16 protein-coding genes are annotated in these 26081 nt (G+C 46.6%); 10 read left to right on the top strand and 6 right to left on the bottom strand.

From position 1 onward, the window contains the following. The first annotated feature begins 27 nt into the window (after window positions 1–27). From hrpB to AK965_RS12115, 10 genes are all read left to right on the top strand, one after another. Complete coding sequence (gene hrpB / locus AK965_RS12070; RefSeq protein WP_099079903.1) at window positions 28–2496, top strand: ATP-dependent helicase HrpB; 2469 nt, start codon at window positions 28–30, stop codon at window positions 2494–2496. Next, entirely contained in the window at window positions 2489–4879 is a 2391-nt protein-coding gene (gene mrcB / locus AK965_RS12075) for a penicillin-binding protein 1B (RefSeq protein ID WP_099079856.1), read from the top strand. The genes hrpB and mrcB overlap by 8 nt, the downstream gene beginning before the upstream one ends. Window positions 4880–4967: 88 nt before the next feature. Continuing rightward, window positions 4968–7280, top strand: coding sequence for a patatin-like phospholipase family protein (locus AK965_RS12080; RefSeq protein WP_099079857.1), 2313 nt, complete (start codon window positions 4968–4970; stop codon window positions 7278–7280). Window positions 7281–7550: 270 nt separating this feature from the next. Further along, window positions 7551–10139, top strand: a complete 2589-nt coding sequence (acnB, locus tag AK965_RS12085; RefSeq protein WP_099079858.1) for a bifunctional aconitate hydratase 2/2-methylisocitrate dehydratase — start codon at window positions 7551–7553, stop codon at window positions 10137–10139. A gap of 97 nt (window positions 10140–10236) precedes the next feature. Further along, window positions 10237–10605 (top strand): YacL family protein, encoded by a 369-nt coding sequence (locus tag AK965_RS12090; protein WP_099079859.1) that lies wholly within the window; start codon window positions 10237–10239, stop codon window positions 10603–10605. Window positions 10606–10793: 188 nt separating this feature from the next. Continuing rightward, a complete protein-coding gene (locus AK965_RS12095) occupies window positions 10794–11132 on the top strand; it encodes a P-II family nitrogen regulator (RefSeq protein ID WP_099079904.1) in 339 nt (112 codons plus the stop codon). 25 nt (window positions 11133–11157) lie between these two features. After that, entirely contained in the window at window positions 11158–12387 is a 1230-nt protein-coding gene (locus tag AK965_RS12100; RefSeq protein WP_099079860.1) for an ammonium transporter, read from the top strand. Window positions 12388–12537: 150 nt separating this feature from the next. Then, window positions 12538–13551 carry a Fe(3+) ABC transporter substrate-binding protein gene (locus AK965_RS12105; RefSeq protein WP_099079861.1) on the top strand — a complete coding sequence of 338 codons (1014 nt, stop codon included), beginning with the start codon at window positions 12538–12540 and terminating at the stop codon, window positions 13549–13551. Window positions 13552–13650: 99 nt separating this feature from the next. Beyond that, window positions 13651–15276 carry an iron ABC transporter permease gene (locus AK965_RS12110; protein WP_099079862.1) on the top strand — a complete coding sequence of 542 codons (1626 nt, stop codon included), beginning with the start codon at window positions 13651–13653 and terminating at the stop codon, window positions 15274–15276. Next, a complete protein-coding gene (locus tag AK965_RS12115; RefSeq protein ID WP_099079863.1) occupies window positions 15276–16307 on the top strand; it encodes an ABC transporter ATP-binding protein in 1032 nt (343 codons plus the stop codon). The genes AK965_RS12110 and AK965_RS12115 overlap by 1 nt, the downstream gene beginning before the upstream one ends. 102 nt (window positions 16308–16409) lie before the next feature. Here AK965_RS12115 and AK965_RS12120 read toward each other — a convergent pair whose 3' ends face one another. The 6 genes from AK965_RS12120 to AK965_RS12145 form a co-directional block, all read right to left on the bottom strand. Next, complete coding sequence (locus AK965_RS12120; RefSeq protein ID WP_099079864.1) at window positions 16410–17822, bottom strand: phosphoglucomutase/phosphomannomutase family protein; 1413 nt, start codon at window positions 17820–17822, stop codon at window positions 16410–16412. A 125-nt stretch (window positions 17823–17947) separates the two neighbouring features. Next, window positions 17948–20356, bottom strand: coding sequence for a N,N'-diacetylchitobiose phosphorylase (locus AK965_RS12125; protein WP_099079865.1), 2409 nt, complete (start codon window positions 20354–20356; stop codon window positions 17948–17950). 86 nt (window positions 20357–20442) lie between these two features. Next, entirely contained in the window at window positions 20443–22362 is a 1920-nt protein-coding gene (locus tag AK965_RS12130) for a beta-N-acetylhexosaminidase (protein WP_099079866.1), read from the bottom strand. An 8-nt stretch (window positions 22363–22370) separates the two neighbouring features. Further along, window positions 22371–23261, bottom strand: coding sequence for an N-acetylglucosamine kinase (locus AK965_RS12135; RefSeq protein WP_099079867.1), 891 nt, complete (start codon window positions 23259–23261; stop codon window positions 22371–22373). A gap of 2 nt (window positions 23262–23263) precedes the next feature. Beyond that, on the bottom strand, window positions 23264–25003 hold the full coding sequence (locus AK965_RS12140; protein ID WP_099079868.1) for a glycoside hydrolase family 9 protein: 1740 nt from the start codon (window positions 25001–25003) through the stop codon (window positions 23264–23266). A 69-nt stretch (window positions 25004–25072) separates the two neighbouring features. After that, window positions 25073–26068 (bottom strand): ABC transporter ATP-binding protein, encoded by a 996-nt coding sequence (locus AK965_RS12145; RefSeq protein ID WP_099079869.1) that lies wholly within the window; start codon window positions 26066–26068, stop codon window positions 25073–25075. Window positions 26069–26081: the final 13 nt, after the last annotated feature.

Below are 26081 nucleotides of genomic sequence, written 5' to 3' on the forward strand. Positions count from 1 at the left end.
CCACCATTACAACACAGGGTATTTCCTTTGTCACAATTGCCGATTGAAGCCGTGATGCCGCAATTACTTACGGCGGTCAAAAATCAACATCAAGTGATCCTCAAAGCCGATCCAGGGGCTGGTAAGTCAACCTATTTCCCATTGCAACTTGTGAAAAATCAAATTGTGTCAGGCAAGATCGTGATGCTCGAACCTCGACGTTTGGCGGCGCGCAATATTGCTCGTTACCTAGCGCAGCAACTGGGTGAGCAAGTTGGGGAGCGAGTGGGCTATCGAGTTCGCGGTGAGACAAAGGTAAGCCAGCATACTCAGCTCGAAATTGTCACGGAAGGGATCATGACACGAATGATCCAAAATGACCCTGAGTTAGATGGCATCGATCTACTGATCTTTGATGAATTTCATGAGCGCAGTATTCATGCAGATACCGCTTTAGCGTTCAGCCTTGAAGTGCAAGAAGCACTACGTGATGATCTTAAGCTGGTGGTGATGTCGGCAACGCTCGATCAAGACGCATTGCAAACCTTGTTACCCGATGCGGCTTATATCGAATCCCAAGGCCGTAGCTTTGAGGTGGAAACGCGCTATTTTCCTTTAGGGACAAACGATCACTTGCCAACCTCAATGGCAAAAACGATCGAGAGTTTGATGCACAAAGAGCCTGGCTCTCTGCTTGCTTTCCTTCCTGGTGCCGCGGCGATTAAACAGGTGGAAGAACGTTTATCACACCTACCTGATAACATAGAAGTGTGCCCGCTTTATGGGCAACTCAGTTTCGCTGAGCAGCAAAAGGCCATCTCTCCAACGATTTCAGGCAAGCGTAAAGTTGTGCTAGCGACGAACATTGCCGAAACGTCGCTGACCATTGAAGGTATTCGCCTGGTAGTGGATTCAGGACTAGAACGCGTCGCGCGCTTTGACTTGAAAAATGGATTAACCCGCCTTGAGCAAGTTCGAATTGCACAGTCATCGGCGATACAGCGTGCAGGTCGCGCAGGACGTGTTGAAGAGGGTATCTGTGTTCGACTTTATTCTGAGGCCCAGTTTAAGCAGCAACCCCAAGTACCACAGCCAGAAATTCTCCACACCGATCTCGCTAGTTTGGTGATGGAATTAGCGTTTTGGGGGGCCGGCGATATCTCCGCACTCAAATGGTTGAATATCCCATCAGCAGCCTCTCTTGCACAGTCTAAGCAATTGTTAGCTTCTTTGCGATTGCTAACGGAGTCAGGGCAATTATCGTCGGATGGTAAAATCGCTCATGAGTTGGGCGTTGAGCCTCGCTCTGCGGCTATGCTCATACAAGCGCAACATCATAGTGAAAAGATGCTAAATACCGCGCTGGCAGCGGTCGCCCTTATTGAAGAGCCAGAGCGCAATGTGGCGAATATTGCTCATAGTTTGCATCGCTGGGTGAGCGGTATCCACCCGAAAAAGTCGATGATGCTAAAGCGAGCGCAAACCCTTGCTCATAAACTGGGTTCTACATTCAATTTGTCTGCGATAGATGAAGCGTTATTACCTTTAGTGTTGAGTTTGGCATTTCCTGATCGTATCGCGCAACAAAGAGCCAACCAGTACGGTCGTTTTACTTTAGCTAACGGACATGGTGCGGAGTGTCGACCAGAAGAAATGTTGGGTGGCTGCGAGTACTTAGTCGCGATAGATTTGATGCGCTCTCACTCTAATTCGAGCCAAATTCACTTGGCTTGCGAGCTAGATATCAATACCTTACAAGACGCTTTCGCTACGCTTTTTTCTTCAACCGAAATGGTTGATTGGGATAACGATAAAGGGCGATTGATTGCGGAGCAACAGCTCAAGCTCGGGCAGTTGGTCATTAAGCGCGAAACGTTGCCAAGCCCGGGTAAAGAAAAAATGACACAAGCTTTACTCACTTATGTCCGTCGTCACGGCTTACAGAGTTTAAACTGGACATCGGCCGCCGATAATTTATTAGAGCGTATTCGCTGTGCAGTGGAGTGGTTACCTGAGCAGGCTTGGCCGAGTTTTGATGAGACAAGTCTACTGGAGAGCTTAGAGGAATGGCTAGAGCCTTATATGGGTGCGGTATCATCGGTGAAAGATCTTGAGAAAGTGAACTTGAGTGAAGCGCTGAATGCGCGACTCGGTTGGCCTTTGAATCAAAACATCGATGAATGGTTACCACAAGATTACCGTTTACCAACTGGCTCAAAAAAGCGCATTCGTTACCAATTTGGCAGTGAGCCCGTATTGTCGGTGCGCATGCAAGAGGTGTTTGGCGAAAGCGCTTCACCGACCGTGGCATTGGGGCGCAAGCGATTGGTGCTTGAATTGCTTTCTCCAGCGCAGCGTCCACTTCAGGTGACGAAAGACTTAGCCGCATTTTGGGCGGGAAGTTATAAAGAAGTACAAAAAGAGATGAAAGGGCGTTACCCCAAACACGTATGGCCAGATGACCCTGCCACCCATGTAGCGACAACGAAAACAAAAAGACAATTAAATAATGACTGATACAAAAAAGCCGCACGAAAAAAAGGCGCCAGCGAAGAAAACCACCGCGACGAGAAGTCACGCATCAAGCAAAGGCACTGCTAAGCGTACTCGTCGTGCACCATCGAAAAAGCCAAATCGTAATAAACGCTCTTGGCTGAAGATGTTATGGTCATTTTGTTGGAAAGCGGGGATCGCATTAGCTGCGGTATTGGTGTTTGTTGGCATTTATTTAGATAGCGTGGTGAAAGATCGCTTTGATGGTCAGTTATTTGAGTTGCCTACGGTGGTCTATGCTCGCATTCTTAATTTAAGTCCGGGCGATAATCTGACCATTCAAGAGATGCGTAACGAACTGGATGTGTTGAATTACCGTAAAGTGAGCCAGCCTCGCTATCCGGGGGAGTATTCATCTTCATCGACGCGTATTGAATTAATCCGTCGCCCATTCGAGTTTGCCGATGGTCCTGAGCCAGATCGCCATGTCATGTTGCATTTTTCTAGCAGTGGTTTACAGCGTATTCAATCGTTGGAATCAAAAGGGGAGCTGGGTTATCTACGCATTGAACCTAAGATGCTGGGTATGTTGGAAAAAGATCAAAATGAACAGCGTTTGTTCTTACGTCGTGATCAATTCCCTGAGATTCTTGTTGATGCACTTCTTGCAACTGAAGACCGTGACTTCTACCAACACGATGGAGTATCTCCACTTGCGATCGGTCGCGCTTTGGTCGCCAACATCAAAGCAGGACGCACGGTACAAGGTGGCAGTACACTGACTCAACAGTTGGCAAAAAACTTATTTTTAACTCGTGATAAAACCTTATGGCGTAAGGTGCGTGAAGCGTACATTGCGCTGATTCTGGATTACCGCTACAGCAAGGACCGTATTCTTGAAGCGTACCTCAACGAGGTGTATTTGGGGCAAAGCGGTGGTGATGCGATCCATGGCTTTGGCTTGGCTTCACGCTACTATTTTGGTCAACCGATCCAAGAGTTGCGTATTGATCAGTTAGCGATGCTAGTCGGAATGGTGAAAGGGCCATCTTATTACAACCCGATTCGATACCCAGAGCGCACGAAAGAACGCCGTGATTTGGTATTGCGCCTGCTTATGCAGCAAAACATGCTGACCTCAGAGCAATACGAGCAAGCGGTAAATCGTCCGCTCGATACACAAAGCAAGCCGCGTATTGCGAGTCGCCAACCTGCGTATTTCCAACAGCTGAATATCGAACTGAAAGAGAAAGTTGGCGATCAATTTAAGGCTGAGACGGGCTTGCGTTTGTTTACATCACTTGATCCAGTCTCGCAAAGTAAGATGGAAAAAGCGATCGCCAAGAAAATTCCTGAACTTGAAAAGCGCGCAGGTAAAGAGTTAGAAGCGGCAGCGGTGGCGGTGGATCGTCACAGTGGCGAAATTCGTGCCATGGTGGGGGGGAAGCGAGTCGGTTATGAAGGTTTTAACCGCGCGTTGAATGCGAGCCGCCCGATAGGTTCGCTAGTGAAACCAGCTATTTATTTAACAGCATTGGAACAACCAGAGAAATACAACTTGGCAACCACATTACATGACACACCGCTCAGCCTGAAAGGCAGTAAAGGGTCAGTATGGTCGCCACGTAATTTTGATCGTAAGTTCCGTGGTGATGTGCCGCTGTATATGGCTCTTGCTAAGTCTCTCAACGTTCCAACGGTACGCCTTGGTATGCAACTTGGTATTCCAGAAGTGTCAGCAACTTTAGAACGTTTGGGTGTCAACAAAGATGAGATCCGCCCAGTGCCATCGATGTTTTTAGGTTCATTTTCGTTAACGCCTTTACAGGTCGCACAGATGTACCAGACAGTGACGAATTCAGGTAAACGCGCGAAGTTGAGCGCACTACGTTCAGTGATCGATATGAACGGCAATGTGTTGTATCAATCGTTGCCTCGTTCTGCGCCAGCGGTGGATGAGCAAGCCGCATGGTTGACAACTTATGCGATGAAGCAAGGTGTTACGCAAGGTACTGGCCGTTTCCTACAAAGTCAGTTTTCATGGGCGGCATTGGCGGGTAAAACAGGTACCAGTAATGATAGCCGTGATAGTTGGTTTGTTGGGGTAGATGGTCGTGAAGTCACCACGATTTGGCTTGGCCGCGATGATAACAAGTCCACCAAACTTACCGGTTCAAGCGGTGCGCTTCGTGTTTATGCGGAATACTTAACACAACGTATCCCTGAAAGGTTGGAGTTGCCGTGGCCAAAAGAGGTGACCACATTGGGCTTTAAGCCAACACCTAATGGTGCGCTAGAGATGAATTGTCGTAGTCAACATAAATTGCCAGTGTGGGATAAAACGGGGCAGATAAAACAGCAATGTGAGAAAAAGTCGAATTGGTTGAATAGTTTATTTGATTGGTAAGACCATCAAAAACACCATCTATGACTTGTTTCGCTGTTCAAATCTTAGTAAAAGTAAGGTGATTAATACTCAGTAAAGGAAGATGTGAATGTTCAAAAAGCTGCCCTCAAATTCATTGGCGCATCGTTTTGCGTTTTGGGTCTGCTTCTTGATTGCAGCCCCTTCTTTTGCTCAACCTCTCGAAGAAGATGCCGCTCGTCCGAAGGTTGCGGTGGTGCTTGCTGGTGGTGGAGCAAAAGGTGCCGCCCATATCGGTGTACTCAAAGCACTTGAAGATATGCACATTCCTGTCGATATCATTACAGGCACGAGCATGGGGGCGTATGTCGGGGGTCTGTATGCCTCTGGCATGAGTGCCGATGAAATTGAAAGCTTTATTTATAGTGTTGACTGGAATAGTGGTTACCGAGACCGCGTAGACCGTAGCCAACGCCGTGTTCGTGATAAAGAGTATGAAGACCGATACCAAATTAACACCGATTTAGGTGTGCGACTTGGTGAGATTAGAGCACCAACTGGGGTAGTACAAGGGCAAAATATGTTGCGTATTTTGCGAGAGACCACGGGTAACCTTGGTCGTTTTGACTCTTTCGATGATCTCGTTATTCCATATCGTTCCGTGGCGACAGACATCTTGGAACTAGAAGAGGTGGTTCTGGCTGATGGTTATTTAGTTGATGCCATGATGGCAAGTATGTCGGTGCCAGGTGCTCTCCCTCCTTATGAACTCAATGGCCATATGTTGGTCGATGGTGGTGTTGTCAATAACATGCCCGTCGACGTTGCACGTTCGATGGGGGCTGATATTGTGATTGCAGTCGATATCAGTACTGATTACAACACCAAAGAAGATTTTACTGGCCTGTTTGCGGTTGCTGATCAGCTATCCAACTATTTAGTACGCCGCAGTACTCAAGATCAAGCCGCAACGCTTAACGATGATGATGTTTACCTTCGTCCAGATGTTGGCCAAATGGAGACGGTTGAGTTTGATAAGATGCCAAGCGCATTTCAAGCTGGTTACCAAATCACGAAGAAGCAAAAATCAAAAATGAGTGCGTTAAGCCTTTCCAGCGCGGAATACCAAAAGTATATCGATCAGAAACAAGATATACGCCGAGATCTGGTGTATGGCGATGGACGTATCGTTGATCAAATCGTTATCGTAAATAACACCCATTATAGTGATGTGTTGTTGACCAATCGTTTGGAATTAGAAACAGGGCGCCCTATCGAGACGGCTGAAATTGAAGAGGCTGTGGACAGTCTGTATGCGTTGGATCGTTTCGAATTGATCACGTATCACTTTGAAGAGATTAACGGGGTAAACTTGCTGGTATTTGATGTCAATGAAAAATCTTGGGGACCCAACTACCTTAACTTTCGTTTTTTCCTTGAAGATGATTTCAAGACTGACAGTCAATACGGCATTGGAATGTCGGCAAACTTCACAGACTTAAACTCTCATGGTGCCGAGTTGGCATTTAACATTGATATGGGCACCGATAAGCTTATCGAGACGGAACTGTATTCCCCAGTACTTTCTAGCCAGGAGCTGTTTGTCTCCGGTAAGCTCAGTTATCGCTCTGAAAATCGCAATATCCCACTGAATGATTTTGAAAATCCAGATCTCGGTTCGGTCTATGACTTTTTCCCTGTCTCGTATACCGAATTTATGGGCGAGTTATCCGCGGGGGGGCAGCCAACATTGTGGCAAGAGTTTCGAGTGGGTGGGCGTTATTCGACAGGAACAATTGAATTATCGACGTTCGCTTCTGCAGGGGATATTGATTATGAGCGTTTAGGTGTTTTCGCCAACTACCGCTTAGATACACTGGATGATTTTGCTTTTCCCACTCGAGGAATATTGCTGGACTTAGACTACTTGGTTTCTCATGACAAGAGTCCTGAAGGGTTTAGCCAAATTAATACAAATGACAGCGTAGAAGACACCGTATATGAAATCGCTGCTCGATTTAAAGGCGCGGTAAGTCTTCAGCGTCATACTTTAGTCGGGCAAGCGGAATACAGCGTTGTTGAAAGCAAAAACTCGGCGATTCCACTCGATCCGAGAGAGATCGGCGGCTTCCTGAATTTATCGGGTATTCCTAGAAATAGCTTGATCGGACAAAACCTATTTTTTACGAGCTTAGTGTACCGATATCGATGGATGGACAATGATTTCGGGTTGTTTGAAGCGCCTGTTTACTTAGGCGCGTCGCTTGAACACGGTGGTGTTTGGTCGGATAACGATCTGAAGCTCAATGAAGCGCCACTGTATAATGCTGCATCGGTTTTCTTTGGGGTAGACTCTCCAATTGGGCCAGTCATGTTGGCATACGGTCGTACAGAGCAAGAGTTAGATGCTGTGTACTTGATCGTTGGCACATCATTTAAATAAAAAGGTAATGAGCCGCAAAATCTTTGCATATTTAGCTAATATATACCGGACTTTAGTCGTAAGTTGCTATGTTGGTCAAAGTGGGGAGATTTTAATTTAAAGTTAAATTTGCTATTCTGTCGCCCACAGTTTGGCCTCTACGACGCTGTTTCTCAATCAAGAATTGAATGAAAACAAGGGCAATGGAGAGCCAAGTTTCCAAGGATGTTCACTCCTTTACTTTAACAATAGTAATTAATAAAGGAGGAACCGCAATGAGAGGAAAAAGTCGTGCTTGAAGCCTACCGTAAACACGTCGAAGAGCGTGCTGCCGAAGGAGTTGTTCCTAAACCGCTAGACGCTGAACAAGTTGCTGGACTTGTTGAACTTCTGAAAAATCCCCCACAAGGTGAAGAAGCATTTATTCTTGACCTACTAGAAAACCGTATCCCACCGGGCGTAGATGAAGCTGCTTATGTAAAAGCGGGCTTCCTAACGGCGGTAGCAAAAGGTGAAGTGGCATCACCATTAGTAAGCCGTGAAAAAGCGGCTGAGCTACTAGGTACGATGCAAGGCGGTTACAACATCGCTCCACTAGTTGAATTGCTAGATGATGACCTACTAGCGGCAATCTCAGTTAAAGCGTTGTCTCACACATTGCTGATGTTCGATGCTTTTTACGATGTAGAAGAGAAAGCCAAAGCAGGCAATACATTCGCACAACAAGTCCTACAATCTTGGGCAGATGCGGAATGGTTCACCTCAAAAAAGAAAGTCGCAGAAAAGATCACCGTTAAAGTCTTTAAAGTAACGGGTGAAACCAACACAGATGATTTATCTCCAGCACCAGATGCTTGGTCTCGTCCAGACATTCCAGTACACGCGAAAGCGATGCTGAAGATGGAGCGTGATGGTATCAACCCAGATCAGCCTGGCAGCGTTGGTCCTATCAATCAAATTGAAGAGCTACAAAAAGACGGTATCCCGCTAGCCTACGTGGGTGATGTTGTTGGTACGGGCTCTTCACGTAAATCAGCAACAAACTCCGTGCTTTGGTTTATGGGTGAAGATATCCCATTTGTACCAAACAAGCGCACGGGCGGTATCTGTCTAGGTGGTAAAATTGCGCCTATCTTCTACAACACAATGGAAGACTCGGGCGCACTGCCGATTGAATTAGATGTACAAAACATGAACATGGGTGATGTAATTGACATCTATCCATACGAAGGTGTTGTGCGCAAAAACAGTGAAGAGATTTCTCGCTTTAAACTGAGTACAGTATTGCTTGACGAAGTTCGTGCTGGTGGTCGTATTCCTCTGATCATCGGTCGTGGTTTAACAAGCCGTGCTCGTGCATCTCTTGGCCTAGAAGAAACGGAGTTATTCGCTAAGCCAGTGGATCCTTCAGCGTCAGACAAAGGCTACACATTAGCTCAGAAGATGGTTGGTAAAGCATGTGGCGTAGAGGGGGTGCGTGCAGGTCAATACTGTGAGCCTAAGATGACAACGGTCGGTTCTCAGGATACAACCGGTCCAATGACGCGTGATGAGCTAAAAGATCTTGCGTGTCTTGGCTTCTCGGCGGATCTAGTGATGCAGTCATTCTGTCACACTTCAGCATATCCAAAGCCTGTTGACGTAAACACGCACCACACGCTACCTGATTTCATCATGAACCGTGGCGGTGTATCGCTTCGTCCAGGTGACGGCGTTATTCACTCATGGCTAAACCGTATGCTTCTACCTGATACTGTAGGTACAGGTGGTGACTCGCATACTCGTTTCCCTCTCGGTATTTCATTCCCTGCTGGCTCTGGTCTGGTTGCGTTCGCTGCGGCGACAGGCGTTATGCCACTGGATATGCCAGAGTCAATCTTGGTGCGCTTTAAAGGCGAAATGCAGCCGGGTATCACGCTACGTGATCTCGTTCATGCGATTCCTTACTACGCAATTCAACAAGGTCTACTGACGGTTGAGAAAGCAGGTAAAATCAACGAATTCTCTGGTCGTGTACTAGAAATCGAGGGTGTTGAGCACCTAACGGTTGAACAGGCATTCGAATTGTCTGATGCTTCTGCAGAGCGCAGTGCGGCTGGTTGTACGGTTAAGCTGTCTCAATCGTCGATCGAAGAATACCTAAATTCGAACATCACCATGCTTAAGTGGATGATCTCGGAAGGTTACGGCGACCGTCGTACAATCGAGCGTCGTATCACAGCGATGGAAGAGTGGTTGGCAAACCCAGAGCTGATGGAAGCGGATGCAGATGCCGAATACGCACACATCATTGAAATTGATCTAGCGGATATTCACGAACCAATCCTATGTGCACCAAACGATCCGGATGACGCCCGTCTTCTGTCTGAAGTGCAAGGCACACAAATTGATGAAGTGTTCATCGGTTCTTGTATGACTAACATTGGTCACTTCCGAGCAGCAGGTAAACTGCTAGAGCAATTCGGTGGTCAACTTAACACTCGTCTATGGGTGGCGCCACCAACGAAGATGGACCGTGACCAACTGACGGAAGAAGGTTACTACGGTATTTACGGCCGCGCTGGAGTTCGTATTGAAACCCCTGGGTGTTCACTATGTATGGGTAACCAAGCACGAGTAGCAGATAAAGCAACAGTCATGTCGACTTCAACGCGTAACTTCCCGAACCGTCTAGGTACAGGTGCGAATGTATACCTTTCTTCAGCAGAGCTTGCTGCAGTAGGCGCGATTCTAGGTAAGATCCCAACCAAGGAAGAGTACTTAGAATACGCGAAGCAAATCGATGCGACAGCAGCAGATACTTACCGTTACTTGAACTTCCATAAAATGGATGAGTACACTAAGAAAGCGGCAGAAGTGATCTTCCAAGAGCCAGCATAAGCTGAGTACACAAACACAAAGCACCTCATTGAGGTGCTTTTTTTATGGGCGCAATTCGTTATACTCCGCACCAAATTGATACGAAAAGGCAATCTCGATGGAATTTGAATTCATCCGTAATACTTTGATGGGCGAATACTATGTCAAATGCAGTATGGGGCATGAGATTGTAGGTCGATGGTTACAAGAAGAAATTGGAAAAGATCCGGCCAAAATTTCTCAAGTTGAAGCGTTAGTTGATCAGGCTTTTTCTTCACCTTCTCAAGAACATAAATTAGTGGGTTCAGAGATCAGTTTGATGATTCAAGGCGACGAGGTGTTAGTACAAGAAAATGCACTTTCGCATGAATATGAAGTAGAGATGGAAAGTGAGTTTGATTTCTACGATGCAGAGAGTACAGCGAACTGTGGTATAGAGGATTTCTGTGCCCTGATTGATCAGTGGAAAGACTTTTTGGGCATGTGATGCACAGTTTTGGGTGATCTAAATCATATTGCCTTATATTTGTGAAAAGGGCGCACCATCTCGGTGCGCCTTTTTTTGTTTTAACGTTATTGTTTTTGTTATTTTATTTATAATCAATGGCTTATAAAGTTGGCATGCAGATTGGATTATTAAAAGTGTATAAAGATGAAAGCTGCGGAGAAGATTCAATGAAAATCATAAATGCCATTATAAAACCTTTTAAGTTGGATGATGTACGTGAAGCATTGGCTGATGCTGGTATTGAAGGGATGACAGTATCAGAGGTTAAAGGCTTCGGTCGCCAAAAGGGCCATACGGAGTTGTACCGTGGCGCTGAGTATCAAGTCGATTTTCTACCAAAAGTAAAACTAGAAATCGCGACACATGCAGACAATGTAGAGCGCGTGGTAGAAGCGATCACCAAAGCGGCTCAAACAGGGAAAATTGGTGACGGCAAGATTTTTGTCTACGACCTAAGCCAAGCGGTGCGTATTCGTACGGGTGAAATGGACGCAGAAGCACTTTAAGAATTCAATGGATTGGAGAACTATCATGGAATTAACAACCACGGTTACTGAATTACGTTACGCACTCGACACCTTTTTCTTTCTCATTTCCGGTGCGTTAGTCATGTGGATGGCAGCGGGTTTTGCCATGCTGGAAGCGGGCTTGGTTCGCTCTAAAAATACGACAGAAATTCTAACGAAAAACATCTGTCTGTACGCAATTGCTTGTACCATGTTCCTATTGGTCGGCTACAACATTATGTATGTTGATAACAGCGAAGGTGGTTGGCTACCATCATTTGGCGCACTTATTGGTACTCAAGGTGAAGGTGCTGACCACTCACTGGAGTCGGACTTCTTCTTCCAGGTTGTATTTGTCGCAACCGCAATGTCAGTCGTCTCTGGTGCGGTTGCTGAGCGTATGAAGCTTTGGTCGTTCCTTATCTTCTCCGTAGTACTAACGGCATTCATCTACCCAATGGAAGGTTATTGGACATGGGGCGGCGGTTTCTTATCAGCAGCTGGCTTTAGTGATTTTGCTGGCTCAGGTATCGTACACATGGCGGGCGCATCAGCAGCGTTAGCTGGTGTATTGCTGCTTGGTGCGCGTAAGGGTAAGTACGGAAAAAACGGCGAAATTTACCCTATTCCAGGTTCAAACATGCCACTTGCGACACTGGGTACCTTTATTCTTTGGTTCGGCTGGTTCGGTTTCAACGGTGGTTCTCAGTTAATGGTGTCTGACTTTGAGAATGCAACGGCCGTAGGTCAAATCTTTTTGAACACCAATGCAGCAGCGGCTGCAGGTGCCATTGCCGCACTGTGCGTATGTAAGACAACATGGGGTAAAGCAGACCTGACTATGATTCTTAACGGTGCATTGGCAGGTCTGGTTGCGATTACCGCAGACCCGCTATCACCATCCCCACTATACTCCGTCGCTATCGGTGCGGTATCGGGTGCTCTAGTCGTATTTAGCATCATTGCTCTAGATAAGCTTAAGATTGATGATCCAGTTGGTGCTATCTCAGTTCACGGTGTGTGTGGTTTCTTTGGGCTAATGGTTGTGCCACTAAGTAACGGTGATGCAACGTTTGGTGCTCAGCTTCTTGGTGCGGCAGTGATTTTTGCTTGGGTATTCGGTGCGAGCCTAGTGGTATGGGCCATCCTAAAAGCAACGATTGGTATCCGCGTGTCAGAGGAAGAAGAGCTAGAAGGCATGGATATGCATGATTGTGGTGTTGGTGCTTACCCTGAGTTTGTTACCGTAAAATAAGGCTGAATGGCTTAATATAAAATTTGCGTCGCTATTAAAAAACCTGCCTAAACGCAGGTTTTTTTAATTTGAGTCATTGTTTTCAAATTGGACATGCATATAATAACGCAACTGATAAACGTTATCATTAGCATATTGAAGGATTGAACAATGAAAAAACTGCTAGCCCTTTCCGCGATGACATGCGCAACGTTGGCTCCAGCGGCAATGGCTGCTGAGGAAGTGAACGTCTACTCTTACCGTCAACCTTTCCTAGTTGAGCCTATGTTTAATGAGTTCACTAAAGATACTGGCATCAAAGTAAACGTTAAGTTTGCGAAACAAGGTCTAGCAGAGAAGTTGGCTCAAGAAGGCGAATACAGCCCAGCTGACGTAATCCTTACCACAGACATCAGCCGTCTAGCGGAACTGACTAACAAAGGTTTAGTTCAAAAGGTAGACAGTAAAATCATTGAAGAAAATGTACCAGCACAGTACCAAGATAAAGAAAACGAATGGTTTGCTCTAACGCTACGTACTCGTAACGTTTACTCTTCACGTGACCGTGTTGGTAAGCTAGGTAGCGACTTCAACTACGCAGATCTAGCAAAGCCAGAATTCAAAGGCAAAATCTGTACTCGTAGCGGTAAGCACCCTTACAACGTATCTCTCGTTTCTTCTATGATCGCACACCACGGTGAAGCGAAGACAAAAGAATGGCTAGAAGGCGTAAAAGCGAACCTAGCTCGTAAGCCGCAAGGTAACGACCGTGGTCAAGTTAAAGCGATCAAAGAAGGCCTCTGTGATGTTTCGCTAGGTAACAGCTACTACCTAGGTAAGATGATGAACGATAAAGAGCAGAAAGCTTGGGCTGATGCGGTATACATCAATTTCCCTAACCAAGACACTACGGGTACACACGTAAATATCTCTGGCATGGCGATGGCGAAATACTCTCCAAACCAAGAGAATGCGGTAAAATTAATGGAATTCCTTACGGGCGATAAAGCACAGCAAATGTACGCAGAAGTGAACTATGAGTATCCAGTAAAAGAGGGCGTAAAGCGTTCTGAGTTAGTGGAGTCGTGGGGTGATTTCTCTGCGGATAAGATTTCTCTAGACGAGATTGCTGCAAATCATGAAGCGGCAATTAAGCTTCTAGATGAAGTGAAATTTGACCTTTAATTCCTTGTGGGGGTATAACTATACTCCCATTTGATTAAAGGATATGAGATGTACTTGCACCTGCATTTATATTTCATATAGCCTTGAAGTATTTAGGCAATGAAAGATAAACGTTCTCTATGGAAAACCAGTAGCGGAGTGATAGCTCTGTTACTGGTTTTGCCGATCTTAGCGATCTTCTATACCGCCATTGGCGAAACGGATGACTTGTTCGCCCACTTAATGGCAACGGTTATGCCGACTTACATCTACAACACCGTCACACTGACGGCGGGTGTGATGATGCTTTCCCTTATTCTTGGCATTCCTAGCGCATGGTTCATGGCCATGTGTAAGCTGCCAACCGAGAAGTGGTTGCAATGGGCATTGGTGCTACCGCTCGCTATGCCGGGTTATATCATTGGTTACATTTTTACCGACTGGTTTGATTTTGCCGGTCCAATCCAGATTTTTTTACGTGATATAACGGGTTGGGGGCCAGGGGAGTATTGGTTCCCTGATATTCGCACCTTGTCTGGTGCCACTTTTGTGCTTTCTCTTGTGCTATATCCGTATGTGTATTTGCTGTGTCGCGCTGCATTTATGGAGCAAAATGTTTCCTTATTACAAAGTGCCCGCTTATTAAAGTGCTCTCCTTGGGAGAGTTTTTGGCGTATATCGATGCCTTTGGTTCGCCCCTCGATTGCCGTTGGTTTGTCGCTTGTAGCAATGGAAACCATCGGCGATTTTGGCACGGTTAGCTATTTCGCAGTCAATACGTTAACCACGGCCGTTTATGATACTTGGCTTGGTTACTCGAACCTTAATGCTGCCGCTAAGATATCTGCGTTGATGTTGATGGTTGTCGTGTTGTTATTGAGTGCTGAACGTTACAGTCGTCGTAAGCAAAAGCTTTTCCAAAGTCAATTTAATAGCCATGAGGAATTTCGCTATAAGCTAAGAGGATGGAAGAAGTGGGGCGCATTAATCTGGTGTTGGGGCCTAGTTGCCATTGCCTTTATTTTTCCATTGCTTCAGCTTGTTGATTACGCGATCACCTATTTTGCTCAAAGCTGGACGCCTGAGTTCCGTGAATACGCGTGGAATAGTTTCGTGGTGTCGATCATTGCGGCAATTATCGGCGTTGTGATTGCTTTGGTTGTTAATTTTAGTCAGCGAGTCAATGGTGGACGTACTAGCTTAGTTTTTATGCGTTTATCTTCAATGGGTTATGCTGTGCCTGGTACCGTGTTGGCCATTGGTGTGATGGTGGCGGTACTGTTTATGGATCACCGCGTTAACGATTTTGCTAAAGCGATGGAGTGGAGCAGACCGGGGCTGATTTTCTCTGGTTCAATGTTTGCGTTGATCTTCGCTATGGTGGTGCGTTTCTCTGCAGTCGCAATTGGCAGCGTGGAAAGCAACTTGAATAAGATTTCTCCATCATTAGACATGGCCTCTCGAACCATGGGCTGTACGCCGAATACCATGCTATGGCGAGTGCATTTTCCATTGGTAAAACGCGGTGCATTGATCGCCGGACTCTTAGTGTTTATTGAGTCGATGAAAGAGCTCAACGCAGCGTTGTTACTGCGCCCATTTAACTTTGAAACGCTGGCGACGTATGTGTATAACTTCGCCTCGGATGAACATTTAGAATTGGCTGCCCTTCCGGCGGTATTACTGGTTCTTGTTGGGTTGATCCCGCTTGTTGTTGTTAACCGTTCATTGGAGCAAAATCACTAATGAGTTGCGCACTATCAATTAGAAACTTAACTTGTCAGTATGACGCTCAAACTGTCCTTGAGTCCCTTTCTCTTGAGGTAGAGCAAGGGCAAATCGTATGTCTACTTGGTGCGAGTGGCTGCGGTAAAACAACGTTATTGAAAGCCATTGCTGGTTTGTTGCCACTAAGTTCAGGTCAAATGAGCTTAAACTGCCTTACTATTGATGATGGTGAAAACTGGTTGCCTCCAGAGCAGCGTAATATCGGGATGATTTTCCAAGACTATGCCTTGTTCCCCCACCTGACTGTGGCAGAGAACATCGCGTTTGGCTTGAAGAATGAAACGGCACAACAAAAGCTCCTTAAAGTAGAGGAAATGTTGGGTTTAGTGCATCTAAAAGGCTACGGTGATCGCTATCCTCATCAGCTTTCCGGTGGTCAGCAACAGCGCGTGGCGATTGCTCGATCGCTCGCTTACAAGCCAGACCTGCTACTGCTTGATGAACCGTTCTCGAACATCGATACCCAAGTTCGCCATGAGTTAATTGGTGAGATCCGCAAGATCTTTAAAGAGCAGGGTGTTACGGCGATTTTTGTGACTCACAGTCGTGAAGAAGCCTTTGCTTTTGCAGATAAGATGGCGGTAATGAACCATGGTGTCATAGAGCAGTATGGCACAGCGTCTGAGTTGTACTACCAACCTTCGAGCAAGTTTGTCGCGGATTTCTTAGGTGGTGGCAGTTATCTTGCGGCAAAACGTATTTCTGATAGCGAGTTTGAAACCCATTTAGGTCTGGTCGAAGCGAATGCTCAGCAAGCGATTCCAGTTGATGCTGAATGTGCGTTATTACTGCGCCCGCAGCATGTACAGATTGAAGCCAATGAAGAGAGTGCAGTGAAAGTACTGGAGCTGCACTTTATGGGCGATCATTGCCGTTATGTGATTGACGTGAATGGTGACCGTTTGTTGGCGACTTCATCCCAGGCGTTAAATGTGGGTGATAGCGTGACGGTAAAAGTGGAAACTCAAGGCGTGCTGGCTTTTGCTTAACACAAACAACCTGAGTTTAGGTAAAAACAAAAAGGCCCGGCGGTGATGCCGGGCAAGTGTTCTTCACCTATAGGATTGTGCTCGGACAGTGCACAAGGTCAGTTATAGAGACAAAAAGTCTTTAAACTGTTGAAGAACACGTTCCGCAGTGTCCTTATTTTGCATTTCTGCAAAAATTCGCAGTAGTGGCTCTGTACCTGAGAAGCGGGCAATGATCCAACCACCGTTCTTGAAGTACACTTTTGCCCCATCTTCGTAGTTGACTTTTTCGATTTCAAACTCAAACTCAGGCAACAGTTTTTCCACATAGATCTTGTTGAACAGTACTTCTTTTTGCGCTGGTTTGAATTTGCAATCGCCTTCCGCCATGTAGGCATAGCCGTACTTGCCGTAGATTTCATCGAGAAGTTCAGACAATTTCTTACCTGTCACGGAAATCATTTCCACCAACAAGCTTGAGGCGAATACGCCATCTTTACCTTTGATGTGGCCGCGAATGGTCAAGCCGCCAGAGCTCTCTCCACCAATAAGTGAGTCGTCGGCTTCCATTTGTGAGCTGATGTGTTTAAAGCCTACAGGCACCTCAAAGCACTTTTCGCCATGATCTTCCGCGATTTTGTCGAGCAGGTGTGTGGTCGCGATATTACGTACCACCGAACCTTTCCAACCCTTGTACTCAAGCAAGTAGTAGTAGAGCAGGAGCAACACTTCATTTGGATGAATAAAGTGGCCTTTTTCGTCGATAATGCCAAGGCGGTCAGCGTCACCATCCGTACCGATACCAATGTCGTAGCCTTCCTGTTCGACAAGGTGCATCAAACGGTATAGTGTTGCTGCACTTGGTGAAGGCATCAAGCCACCGAAGTCTGGGTTCTTACCATCGTTGATTACGTCTACTTCACAGCGGCCATTAATCAATACCGTTTGTAGCGCGTTTTTCGCGACACCAAACATCGGGTCGACTAATACGCGTAGGTTGGCTTTTTTGATTGCTTCGATGTCAATGAAATTGATGATCGAATCAACGAACGCGTTCATCGGGTTGATGATTTCAATCAGTTTGTCTTCGATAGCTTGGTCAAAATCGACAAACTTAACTTGGTCCAAGGTTAAGTGCGCAATTTGCTCTTCAATTTTCTGTGTGATCATCTCATCTGCATCACGGCCGCCTTCGATGAAGATTTTTACGCCGTTGTAATCCGCCGGATTGTGAGAGGCAGTAATACATGCCGAATAAGCGCAGTTCATTTCTTTCGCTTGAAACATCACGATAGGGGTTGGGACAAACTTGTCGATGAAGCTAACAACAATGCCATTGGCTGCGAGTACTTCTGCGAACCAACGTCCAGCCTTGTCAGAAAGGAAACGACGGTCATAGCCAATCACAAAACCACGGTCGGCAACTGACTCGGCATTGGTGATGTTTGCGACTGCTTGGGCAACTAAACGTACATTATCTTTGGTGAACTCCTCACCGATAAATGCACGCCAACCGCCTGTACCAAATTTGATCATGATTCGATCCTCGATAAGAGCGGCATCCCACCGCCTCTTAAATCTTTGTTAGCGAACCGATGCACTTATCAAATTCAAGCGCATCGGATCAATCAAAAGGGGAGAAGTTCTCCCCTAAAAGATGATTAACCTAGAGTAACGATAACTTCGTTTACAGAGCCTTCAGCTTGAACTGGCACTGATGCACCATTTACTTCTTCACCGTTCACGGTAATTGACTTAACGCCTTTGCTCACTGAATCTGGGTTGACCACTTTGATGTTGTACGTTGCACCTAGCCACTGACGAGTCACTTCGAAACCAGGCCAGTTGGTTGGGATACAAGGATCGATAGTTAGACCGTCGAAGCCTGTACGCACACCAAGGATAAAGTTGGTAACAGCGAAGTAAGCCCAGCCAGATGTACCCGTTAGCCAAGGGTGGTTTGCACGGCCGTGGTCTTGGTGGTCACGACCCATGATGAACTGCACGTATGAGTAAGGTTCTGCAATACGTTTTTCGATGATGTCGTTTTGATTGTATGGGTTCAGTGCATCGTAGAACTTCATTGCACGGTCTCCACGGCCCAATTTTGCCTCTGCTACCCAAGCCCATGGGTTTGGGTGCGAGAAGATAGCGCCGTTCTCTTTTACGCCTTGGTAAACGCGAGTCACGAAGCCGATGTCATCGTTTGGTGTTGCGAATGATGGTGAGTTTAGGTGCAGGCCGTATTCAGAGAATAGGTTCTCGTCGACAGCGTCCATCGCTTTCTCACCGCGCTCTTGAGATACCGCACCAGAAAGTACCGCTAGCGTGTTTGACTCAAGGTGTACTCGGCCTTCTGCTTGCTGCGCTGTACCGATCTTGTCGCCATTCTTCGTCAGACCACGGATGTACCAACCGCCTTCGTCGTCCCAAAGGTGTGTTTCACACGCTTCACGAACGTTGGCTGCCATTTCAGTGTATTTCTTAACGTCGGCGTCTTTGCCTAGGTATTTCGCTAGGTCAATGAACTCTTGCAGTGCCCAGAAATGCAGGAACGACACCATTGAAGACTCACCACCACCTAGGTTTAGACAGTCGTTCCAGTCTGCACGCAGACCTTTACAGATACCGGTTTGACCCACGTATTCAGCCGAGAAGTCTAGCGCTGCTTTCATGTGATCATAAACCGTTGCATCACCGCCGTCAGCGTAAGGGATCACTTCGTCGAAGAAGCTGTGCTCACCTGTTTCCATCACATACTTACAGATGGTTGGGACTAGCCATAGGTGGTCATCAGAACATGTATCTTCAATACCGTGGATCTTGTCTTCATCAGACGGAGTAGGAACAACGGTTGGGGATTTCGATGGTTTAACATCTGCTTTTTCTGGATCGAACCAATCTGGATCGAATAGGTGCAGACCGTAACCCGCTTTCACCTGACCACGTAGCAGGTCGACGATACGTTTACGCGTCATTGCTGGGTTAGCGTGAGGGACTGAAATCGCATCTTGCGCCGTATCGCGGTAACCAAGACCAGTACGACCACCCACTTCGATGAATGAAGCAAAACGAGACCACACCACACAAGTTTCTGCTTGGTATAGTGTCCAAGTGTTGATCATGGTGTCTAGACCTTTGTTTGGCGATTTCACTTGGAACTTGCCACAACGCTCATCCCAGTGTGCTTTGATACCCGCAAATGCATTGTCGACTTCTGCAAGATCTTGGTACTTAGCACGTAGACGGTCACCGTTGCCTTTACCGATACCTAGAATGTAAGCAAAACGAACTTCTTCACCTGGTTGGATAGTGAATTGCTTGTGCAGAGAGCCACAGTGGTTGTAACACGTTTGTGCGGTGTTGAAACACTTACCTTGTTCTACCGCTAGCGGGTTTGCTTCGTCACGGTATAGGCCTAGGAAGCTGTCACGCTGACCATCGTATGAATCTGGGTCAAACGTAGACGCTAGGTAGTAGAAGCCTTCGAAATCGTTAGTGTTGTAGTACAGGTCGTACTCAATCACACCTTCGTTGTATGATGTTCCGGCAGAGTACAGAGACATCTGATGGTTTTGGTTATCAGATTGAATGTGGCTGAATGAGAACTCAACAAATGAGAACGCACTGATTGTACGTGGTTTATCTGAAGTGTTCTTGATAACGACATCCCAAACTTCTGCGTCTTCGCCTTTTGGTACGAATAGCGTTTTCGTTGCCGTAATACCGCTGTATTCACATTTGAACTTAGAGTAAGACAAGCCATGACGAACTTCGTAGTTTGCTTCGTCTAAGCTCTTAGCAACGGGTTGCCACGAGATTGACCAGTAATCACCTGTCTCATCATCACGTAGGTAAACGTAGTGTCCTGGGCGATCGAATGTCGCGTTTGGACGGAATTTAGTAACACGGTTGTATTCTGGAGAGTTATAGAACGAGTAGCCCCCCGCGTTGTGCGAGATAACCGTACAGAATTTCTCAGTACCTAGGTAGTTTGTCCATGGTGCTGGTACGTCAGGTCGAGTGATGACGTATTCGCGATTCTCGTTATCGAAATAGCCGTATTTCATTTGTATCTTTCCTTTTTACTAAGCTGCGTCTGCAGCCAAAAATTTAAAAACTCTTTAAGCGCGATGCGTTGGCGTCTGGCTTGGTATTACTTCCACGGTTTACGGTAATTCACGCCCTGCAAATCAAGCAGAGGAAGGTGACCTTTCAAACGTGATAAATAGTCGGTCCAATCGCGGTGTTGTTTTTCAGTCCAACATGCTTCTGCCATGGCAGTTAGGCGAGGGAAAATCATGTAGTCCATGCGCGATGGGTTGTTTATGATTTCGCACCATAGAGCGGTTTGAATGCCCCAAATGCGTTTTCTGATCGGGTCGTCAGCAGGTACTTCTTCTAGCGGTTCGTAGTTGTAGGCTTTCTCTAATGGCAGTGGATTGGCCCAGTCTACGCCCGGCTCTTCGGGGGCGTAATCTTGGGCCATGTCCAGATAAGTGGTTTGCGCTGGTTGCAGTACCACATCAAAGCCTTGGCGAGCGCAGTTCAATGCGGCTTCTTCGCTTAGCCATGAATAGATCACTGTGTCTTTGCTGACCTTGTTGCCGTGTTGGGCTTCTTCCCAACCTAGCATCCGTTTGCCAAGTTTGCGCAGTTTGTCTTCTGCATGACGTAAGAAGTGACCTTGCAATTCTTTGTAATCGGTGTAATCCAACTGCTCCATAAATGCTTGGCAAGCAGGGCTTTTCGACCACACGCCATTAGGCACTTCGTCTGCGCCAATGTGGACGTAAGGGGCAGGGAATAGCGCAGCCACCTCTTCAAGCACCTTGTCGATAAACTCGTAGGTACCCGGTAAAGCCGGGTTGATGACGTTATCGTTGTAATGCTGAATACTGCGGTACTCAGTGGTGTCTTCTGCTTCAACCAATAGATGTGGCAGAGACTTGATGGCTGCGCGGCAATGGCCAGGTACATCAATCTCAGGAATGATGGTGATGCCACGCTGTGCTGCAAATGCGATAACGTCTTTGATCTCTTCTTGGGTGTAGAAGCCACCATAACGCTCTGATAAATGGGTGTACTGTGGCTCGATGGTTTCATCGATGCCACGCCACGCGCCAATGTCAGTCAGTTGTGGTAACGATTTGATTTCGATGCGCCAGCCTTCATCATCCGTTAAATGCCAGTGGAAAGTATTAAATTTGTAATGCGCCAACAAGTTGATCAGGCGTTTAACTTGATCCACCGAGTGGAAATGGCGAGCACAGTCCAACATCATGCCGCGGTAACGAAAGCGTGGGCTGTCTTTGATCGAACAGCACACGACTTCCATGGTATTGGTCGCTTCATCTCGTTTTAGTAGCTGCAATAAAGTTGCACAAGCATGGGTAAAGCCAGACGAAGAGCCTGCTTCAATCTTGATTGACTCTTCTGATACTTTGAGCTTATATGCCCCTTCATCCTGTGTTGGGTTGCTTTTGAAAATGATCTTGCCGCTGTTAGAAGAAGAAAGTGCAAATTGGTGAATACGCTGGAGCTCTTCTAGTAACCACGCTTTTGCTGAGTTCGCTAAGTCGGTGTAAATTGCAACGCCAGCTTGTTCATCAAACGTGAACGAGTGGTCGCTGACTTCAATATGGTTCGGTTTTGGCAATAACGGTTGAGCGTGGGTTAAGCTTGCTGGAATGTCGCTGCGTTCACGATAAGGTGAAGCTAAAACGATAGGTGTGACATCGACCTGTGCGCGTTGAGGTTGACCATCAACAACAAAATCGATCATCGCTTCATTAAAACCGTCTGAGTAGTAACGGAATGGATTAGAGCCAATGCTGAATTCGCAGTAATAGTGGTGGTTGGCGGCCAGCACCACACCTTCTGGTTTGAGAGTGCAAAAGCTACCAATCTGAGTTAGTTGACCATTTGAAACGCTATCTGGAAGGATGTAACGATCAAAAGCGAAAGTCAGGCTCCAGCTATTTAGAGCCTGATCACTCAAGTTATGAAAAGTCAGTCCCAAACGGCAGTTTTGTTTTTGCTCAGAAAGCACAACGAGATCAATACGATATTCCATGTTTACTCCTACTCAACACTCACCGAGTAAAGGTTATGTTCTGGCTTACCAGCAAACATAATGGCTCCTTCAATCGCATCAAACTGAGGTTCGACCACCCACTGTTGAACTGGTGGAGACAACCAGTTCAGAATTCGCTCTGCGATACTGCCCATCAAGCAAATGCGCGTTGCACCGCGTTTATTAAGCGCGACCAAGAACATTTCAATATCGTTAGCAGTTTGTTTGAGCATTTCTATCGCCAACGTATCGCCTTGTTCAGCGTGTTGAAAAATAGCCGGGGAAAACTGACCATAATCTCGAGGCAATGCTTGCTTAGACCATGCCACTACGTTGTCGATATCGTTTTGAAAAAATTCCATGATGTGCGTTGCTAATGGTGTTTTTTCTCGGATGCCATCCTCTGCAAGTAAGACTTGTTGGATGAGACGTAACCCCATTACCGCGCCACCACCTTGATCGGATATTGGGAACTCACGACCACCAACAACATGTTGCTCAAGACCTTTAAGGTAAATACCGCAAGAACCAGTCCCTGCAATCATGATCGCACCATCTTTACCATTGTGCGCACCGATACAAGCACCGTAAGCATCGGTATTGAGTGTCATACTGGCAAATGGGTGCTCTAAAGCCATGAATGCTTGCCAAGAGGTTTTATGTTCCGCACCTGCTAGAGCCAGCCCTACGTGCATAGAAGCGAAATCTTGTTGAGTTAGACCACCTTGTGCTGCCGCTGAAGCAATAGATTCAAGAATTGACGCCATCGCGATTTCTGCGCCCAGCATGATGTTTGCACTGCCGCTTTTGGCTTCACCAATGAAGTTGCCTTGTGCGTCTTTGATTCGAGCGCGGCATGACGTGCCGCCCCCATCAATGCCTACAAAATACATCCCCATGTTTATTGCTCCTTGAAGGCTTGAGAGTTCGCTAAAGTCGAGATGTGCTGAGCCTGACTCATCACCGCAAGTAGGTACCAAGCACCATGTGGGATCCATTGTTCACCCCAGCGCCAGTTCTGAAGCATGTCGTCTTTCTGTGCTGGTGGATTAAATGCAATGTCTTCTTCATCTTCGAAACCACCGGTAATGCCGTTACACACGCCACCTTTTGCATTGAAGAAGCCGTATTGAGGAAGATAGTCCGGATTGTTACGACCATGACCATCCAACATACACATGTCGTATGGGTTCAGGCCCACAATCCAGTTAATAGAATCTTGTGCGAGTTTAGAGAGCTGCTGTTTTAGCGCTTTTGACTCAATGAAGGGGAGTGCCCCATAAGCCATGGTTGCCAGTGAACCTAGACGAGCATTCTCACCTTGCCACCAGTAACCTGATTCGTTGTTGTGTGCCACAAAGAACGCATCACGTTTCGCTTCGTTAACGCCTTTTACATACTGGCGAGGGTAGCCAAATGGGTTCTTCACTTTGTTGGTGATAGAGACTTCAAATTCACACGCTTGAGTGATGATTTGTTTTGCTACCGTTGTGCGCTCAGAGTCGTCTTCGATGGTTAAGTATTCACACAGTGCGATGACAGGAAGTCCTGCTTCTGCGGCATGGAAGTAAGGTCGACTGCCATCTTGATTAGCACTCCAAAAGTGTTGAATGTTCTCATCACTTGTTTGGCGAGCGGAAAGACGTTTTGCCCATACGCGGCTTTCTTCTAGGTAACGTGCCTCTTTGGTGGTCTTGAATAGCTCTACAGCGGCAAGAAGCGCGCAGTATTCATCGATGATGTTCTCTTCACCATCGTTTAAGTATTGGGTGTTGTGTTCTTTTAGGTGCCAGTAACCGTTTTCTGCCGCATTACGGTATTTTTGTTGGTCGAACTCACCATGAACATCTAGGCGTGCTGCTGAAGCTAATGCTGCAATGCTGATGCCTGCACCTTGTCGATAGCCTGCTTGATAGTCATCGAACTTATGACCAAGTTGAGTTTCGTACGCGCAGATCTCGCGTTGCGCTGTATCTTTACTCCACTTGTCGAACACTGTCATGTAGAAGAAACCTTTTTCATTCTGCATACGAACAAGGAAGTCTGCGCCAAATAACGCTTCTTCAACAAGACGAGTGGCAGTGAACTTAGCCAGTTTATCGTTGCCTTCGAGCAGAGATAACCCTTTCAACATGTTCCAAACTACCATCGGTGTCTGTTGTGGATTTAGATAATTCGCGTAAGACAAATGACTCAGGTACTTACTGACGTCGCCTGACGCGTCATACCAACCACCGTGGACATCAGCGGTTTCGCTAGAGTTAAGTAGCGGTGCTTGGCGATCTTGTTGATCGAAAATGCCACCACAGCGTTGAGATTTAAAATAATGGATCACATCAGACAGCGTACGATCGAGAAGAACATGTTCTCCAATCTCAAAGTGAGATGAGCGCAAATGATCGAAGCGAAGGTAGTAGTTACCGGGAGTGTTAAATGAAGAAAAGTCGACAAGGTAAAAATGACCTTGATGCCAGTTTGCCACTTTGCCTTGTTTTTCTACTGTCAGTGTCGCAACAGTTTGGTGGCTGTCGGCACAAACCAATAAAGCAGTATAAGAAGACAGACGTGGTTGACTCGTCTGGATGATCGCTTTCTTAGGACCCTGACGCTCGTAACCAATATGGTTAGTCAGTAGCAGCATTCAATTTCTCCGGGAAACAATAAAATACAAAGGGAAAGGGGGGCAGATTGATACCTGCCCTGGCGATGATTAATTTTCAAATAGGTAACAACGAACAAAGTGGTTGTCAGATAGCTGAGTCACTCCAGGGAGTTGCTCACGACACTTATCCGTTGCGTGCACACAGCGGCCAGCAAATGGACAACCAACGGATTCTGGTGTCCAAAGAGGGATGTCGCCTTTGTTACCCTTCAACTTCTCGTGAATTGACTTCGATGGGTCTGGAACCGCAGAAACCAATAGTTGGGTGTATGGGTGTTGCGGATCATGGATGATTTCCTCTGTATCGCCCCATTCAACCATGTGACCAACGTACATTACGGCTAGATCTTCTGCGATGTAACGAGCCGTTGCGATATCATGGGTGATATAAAGCAGAGACATTTGTTTCTCAAACTTCATCTCTTCCATCAGGTTAAGAACACCGGCACGAATCGATACGTCAAGCATTGATGTTGGTTCATCTGCAAGTACCACTTCAGCCCCTACTGCGATATTACGCGCTAAGTTCACACGTTGACGCTGACCACCAGAAAGCTGATGCGGAAACTTTTGCGCCGTCTCTTTTGGTGGAATCAGACCAACTTGTTCCAGTAGGTCATACACACGCTCTTCCAGTTCCTTCTTGTTGCCCGGTGAAACCTTCTTGTGGATCAGCAGTGGGCGAGCAATATGGTGGAAAATATTGTGTGTTGGGTTTAGCGAGCCAAACGGGTCTTGCCATACCATTTGTACACCTTCACGGTAGGCCATTAGGTCGTTTCTTGATGTGATGTCTTGAATATCACGTCCTTTGTACTCAATGATACCGTCGGTTGGTGCGTACATCTTCGCTATCATTTTTGCTGTGGTCGATTTACCAGAACCTGATTCGCCAACCACTGACAAGCCGCGACTTTTGTACATCTTAAATGATACGTCGTTAATTGCGCGCATCTTAGACTGCTTGATTGAGTTACTGTTTAAAGGGAAGTCTTTAACGACATTTTTGCCTTCAATCAGCAGTTCGCCGAGTTGTTTGCTCATAATTCTCTCCAGA

Source organism: Vibrio sp. PID17_43, assembly GCF_002608565.1.
Lineage (GTDB): Bacteria > Pseudomonadota > Gammaproteobacteria > Enterobacterales > Vibrionaceae > Vibrio.

Bases quoted from the DNA above. Each gene is read 5' to 3' on its own strand.
- AK965_RS12135 (WP_099079867.1), bottom strand. From the start codon at position 23,261: ATGGGGATGTATTTTGTAGGCATTGATGGGGGCGGCACGTCATGCCGC.
- AK965_RS12125 (WP_099079865.1), bottom strand. From the start codon at position 20,356: ATGAAATACGGCTATTTCGATAACGAGAATCGCGAATACGTCATCACT.
- AK965_RS12120 (WP_099079864.1), bottom strand. From the start codon at position 17,822: ATGATCAAATTTGGTACAGGCGGTTGGCGTGCATTTATCGGTGAGGAG.
- mrcB (WP_099079856.1), top strand. From the start codon at position 2,489: ATGACTGATACAAAAAAGCCGCACGAAAAAAAGGCGCCAGCGAAGAAA.
- AK965_RS12140 (WP_099079868.1), bottom strand. From the start codon at position 25,003: ATGCTGCTACTGACTAACCATATTGGTTACGAGCGTCAGGGTCCTAAG.
- AK965_RS12130 (WP_099079866.1), bottom strand. From the start codon at position 22,362: ATGGAATATCGTATTGATCTCGTTGTGCTTTCTGAGCAAAAACAAAAC.
- AK965_RS12095 (WP_099079904.1), top strand. From the start codon at position 10,794: ATGAAAATCATAAATGCCATTATAAAACCTTTTAAGTTGGATGATGTA.
- AK965_RS12105 (WP_099079861.1), top strand. From the start codon at position 12,538: ATGAAAAAACTGCTAGCCCTTTCCGCGATGACATGCGCAACGTTGGCT.
- AK965_RS12080 (WP_099079857.1), top strand. From the start codon at position 4,968: ATGTTCAAAAAGCTGCCCTCAAATTCATTGGCGCATCGTTTTGCGTTT.
- AK965_RS12090 (WP_099079859.1), top strand. From the start codon at position 10,237: ATGGAATTTGAATTCATCCGTAATACTTTGATGGGCGAATACTATGTC.
- AK965_RS12110 (WP_099079862.1), top strand. From the start codon at position 13,651: ATGAAAGATAAACGTTCTCTATGGAAAACCAGTAGCGGAGTGATAGCT.
- AK965_RS12145 (WP_099079869.1), bottom strand. From the start codon at position 26,068: ATGAGCAAACAACTCGGCGAACTGCTGATTGAAGGCAAAAATGTCGTT.
- AK965_RS12115 (WP_099079863.1), top strand. From the start codon at position 15,276: ATGAGTTGCGCACTATCAATTAGAAACTTAACTTGTCAGTATGACGCT.
- AK965_RS12100 (WP_099079860.1), top strand. From the start codon at position 11,158: ATGGAATTAACAACCACGGTTACTGAATTACGTTACGCACTCGACACC.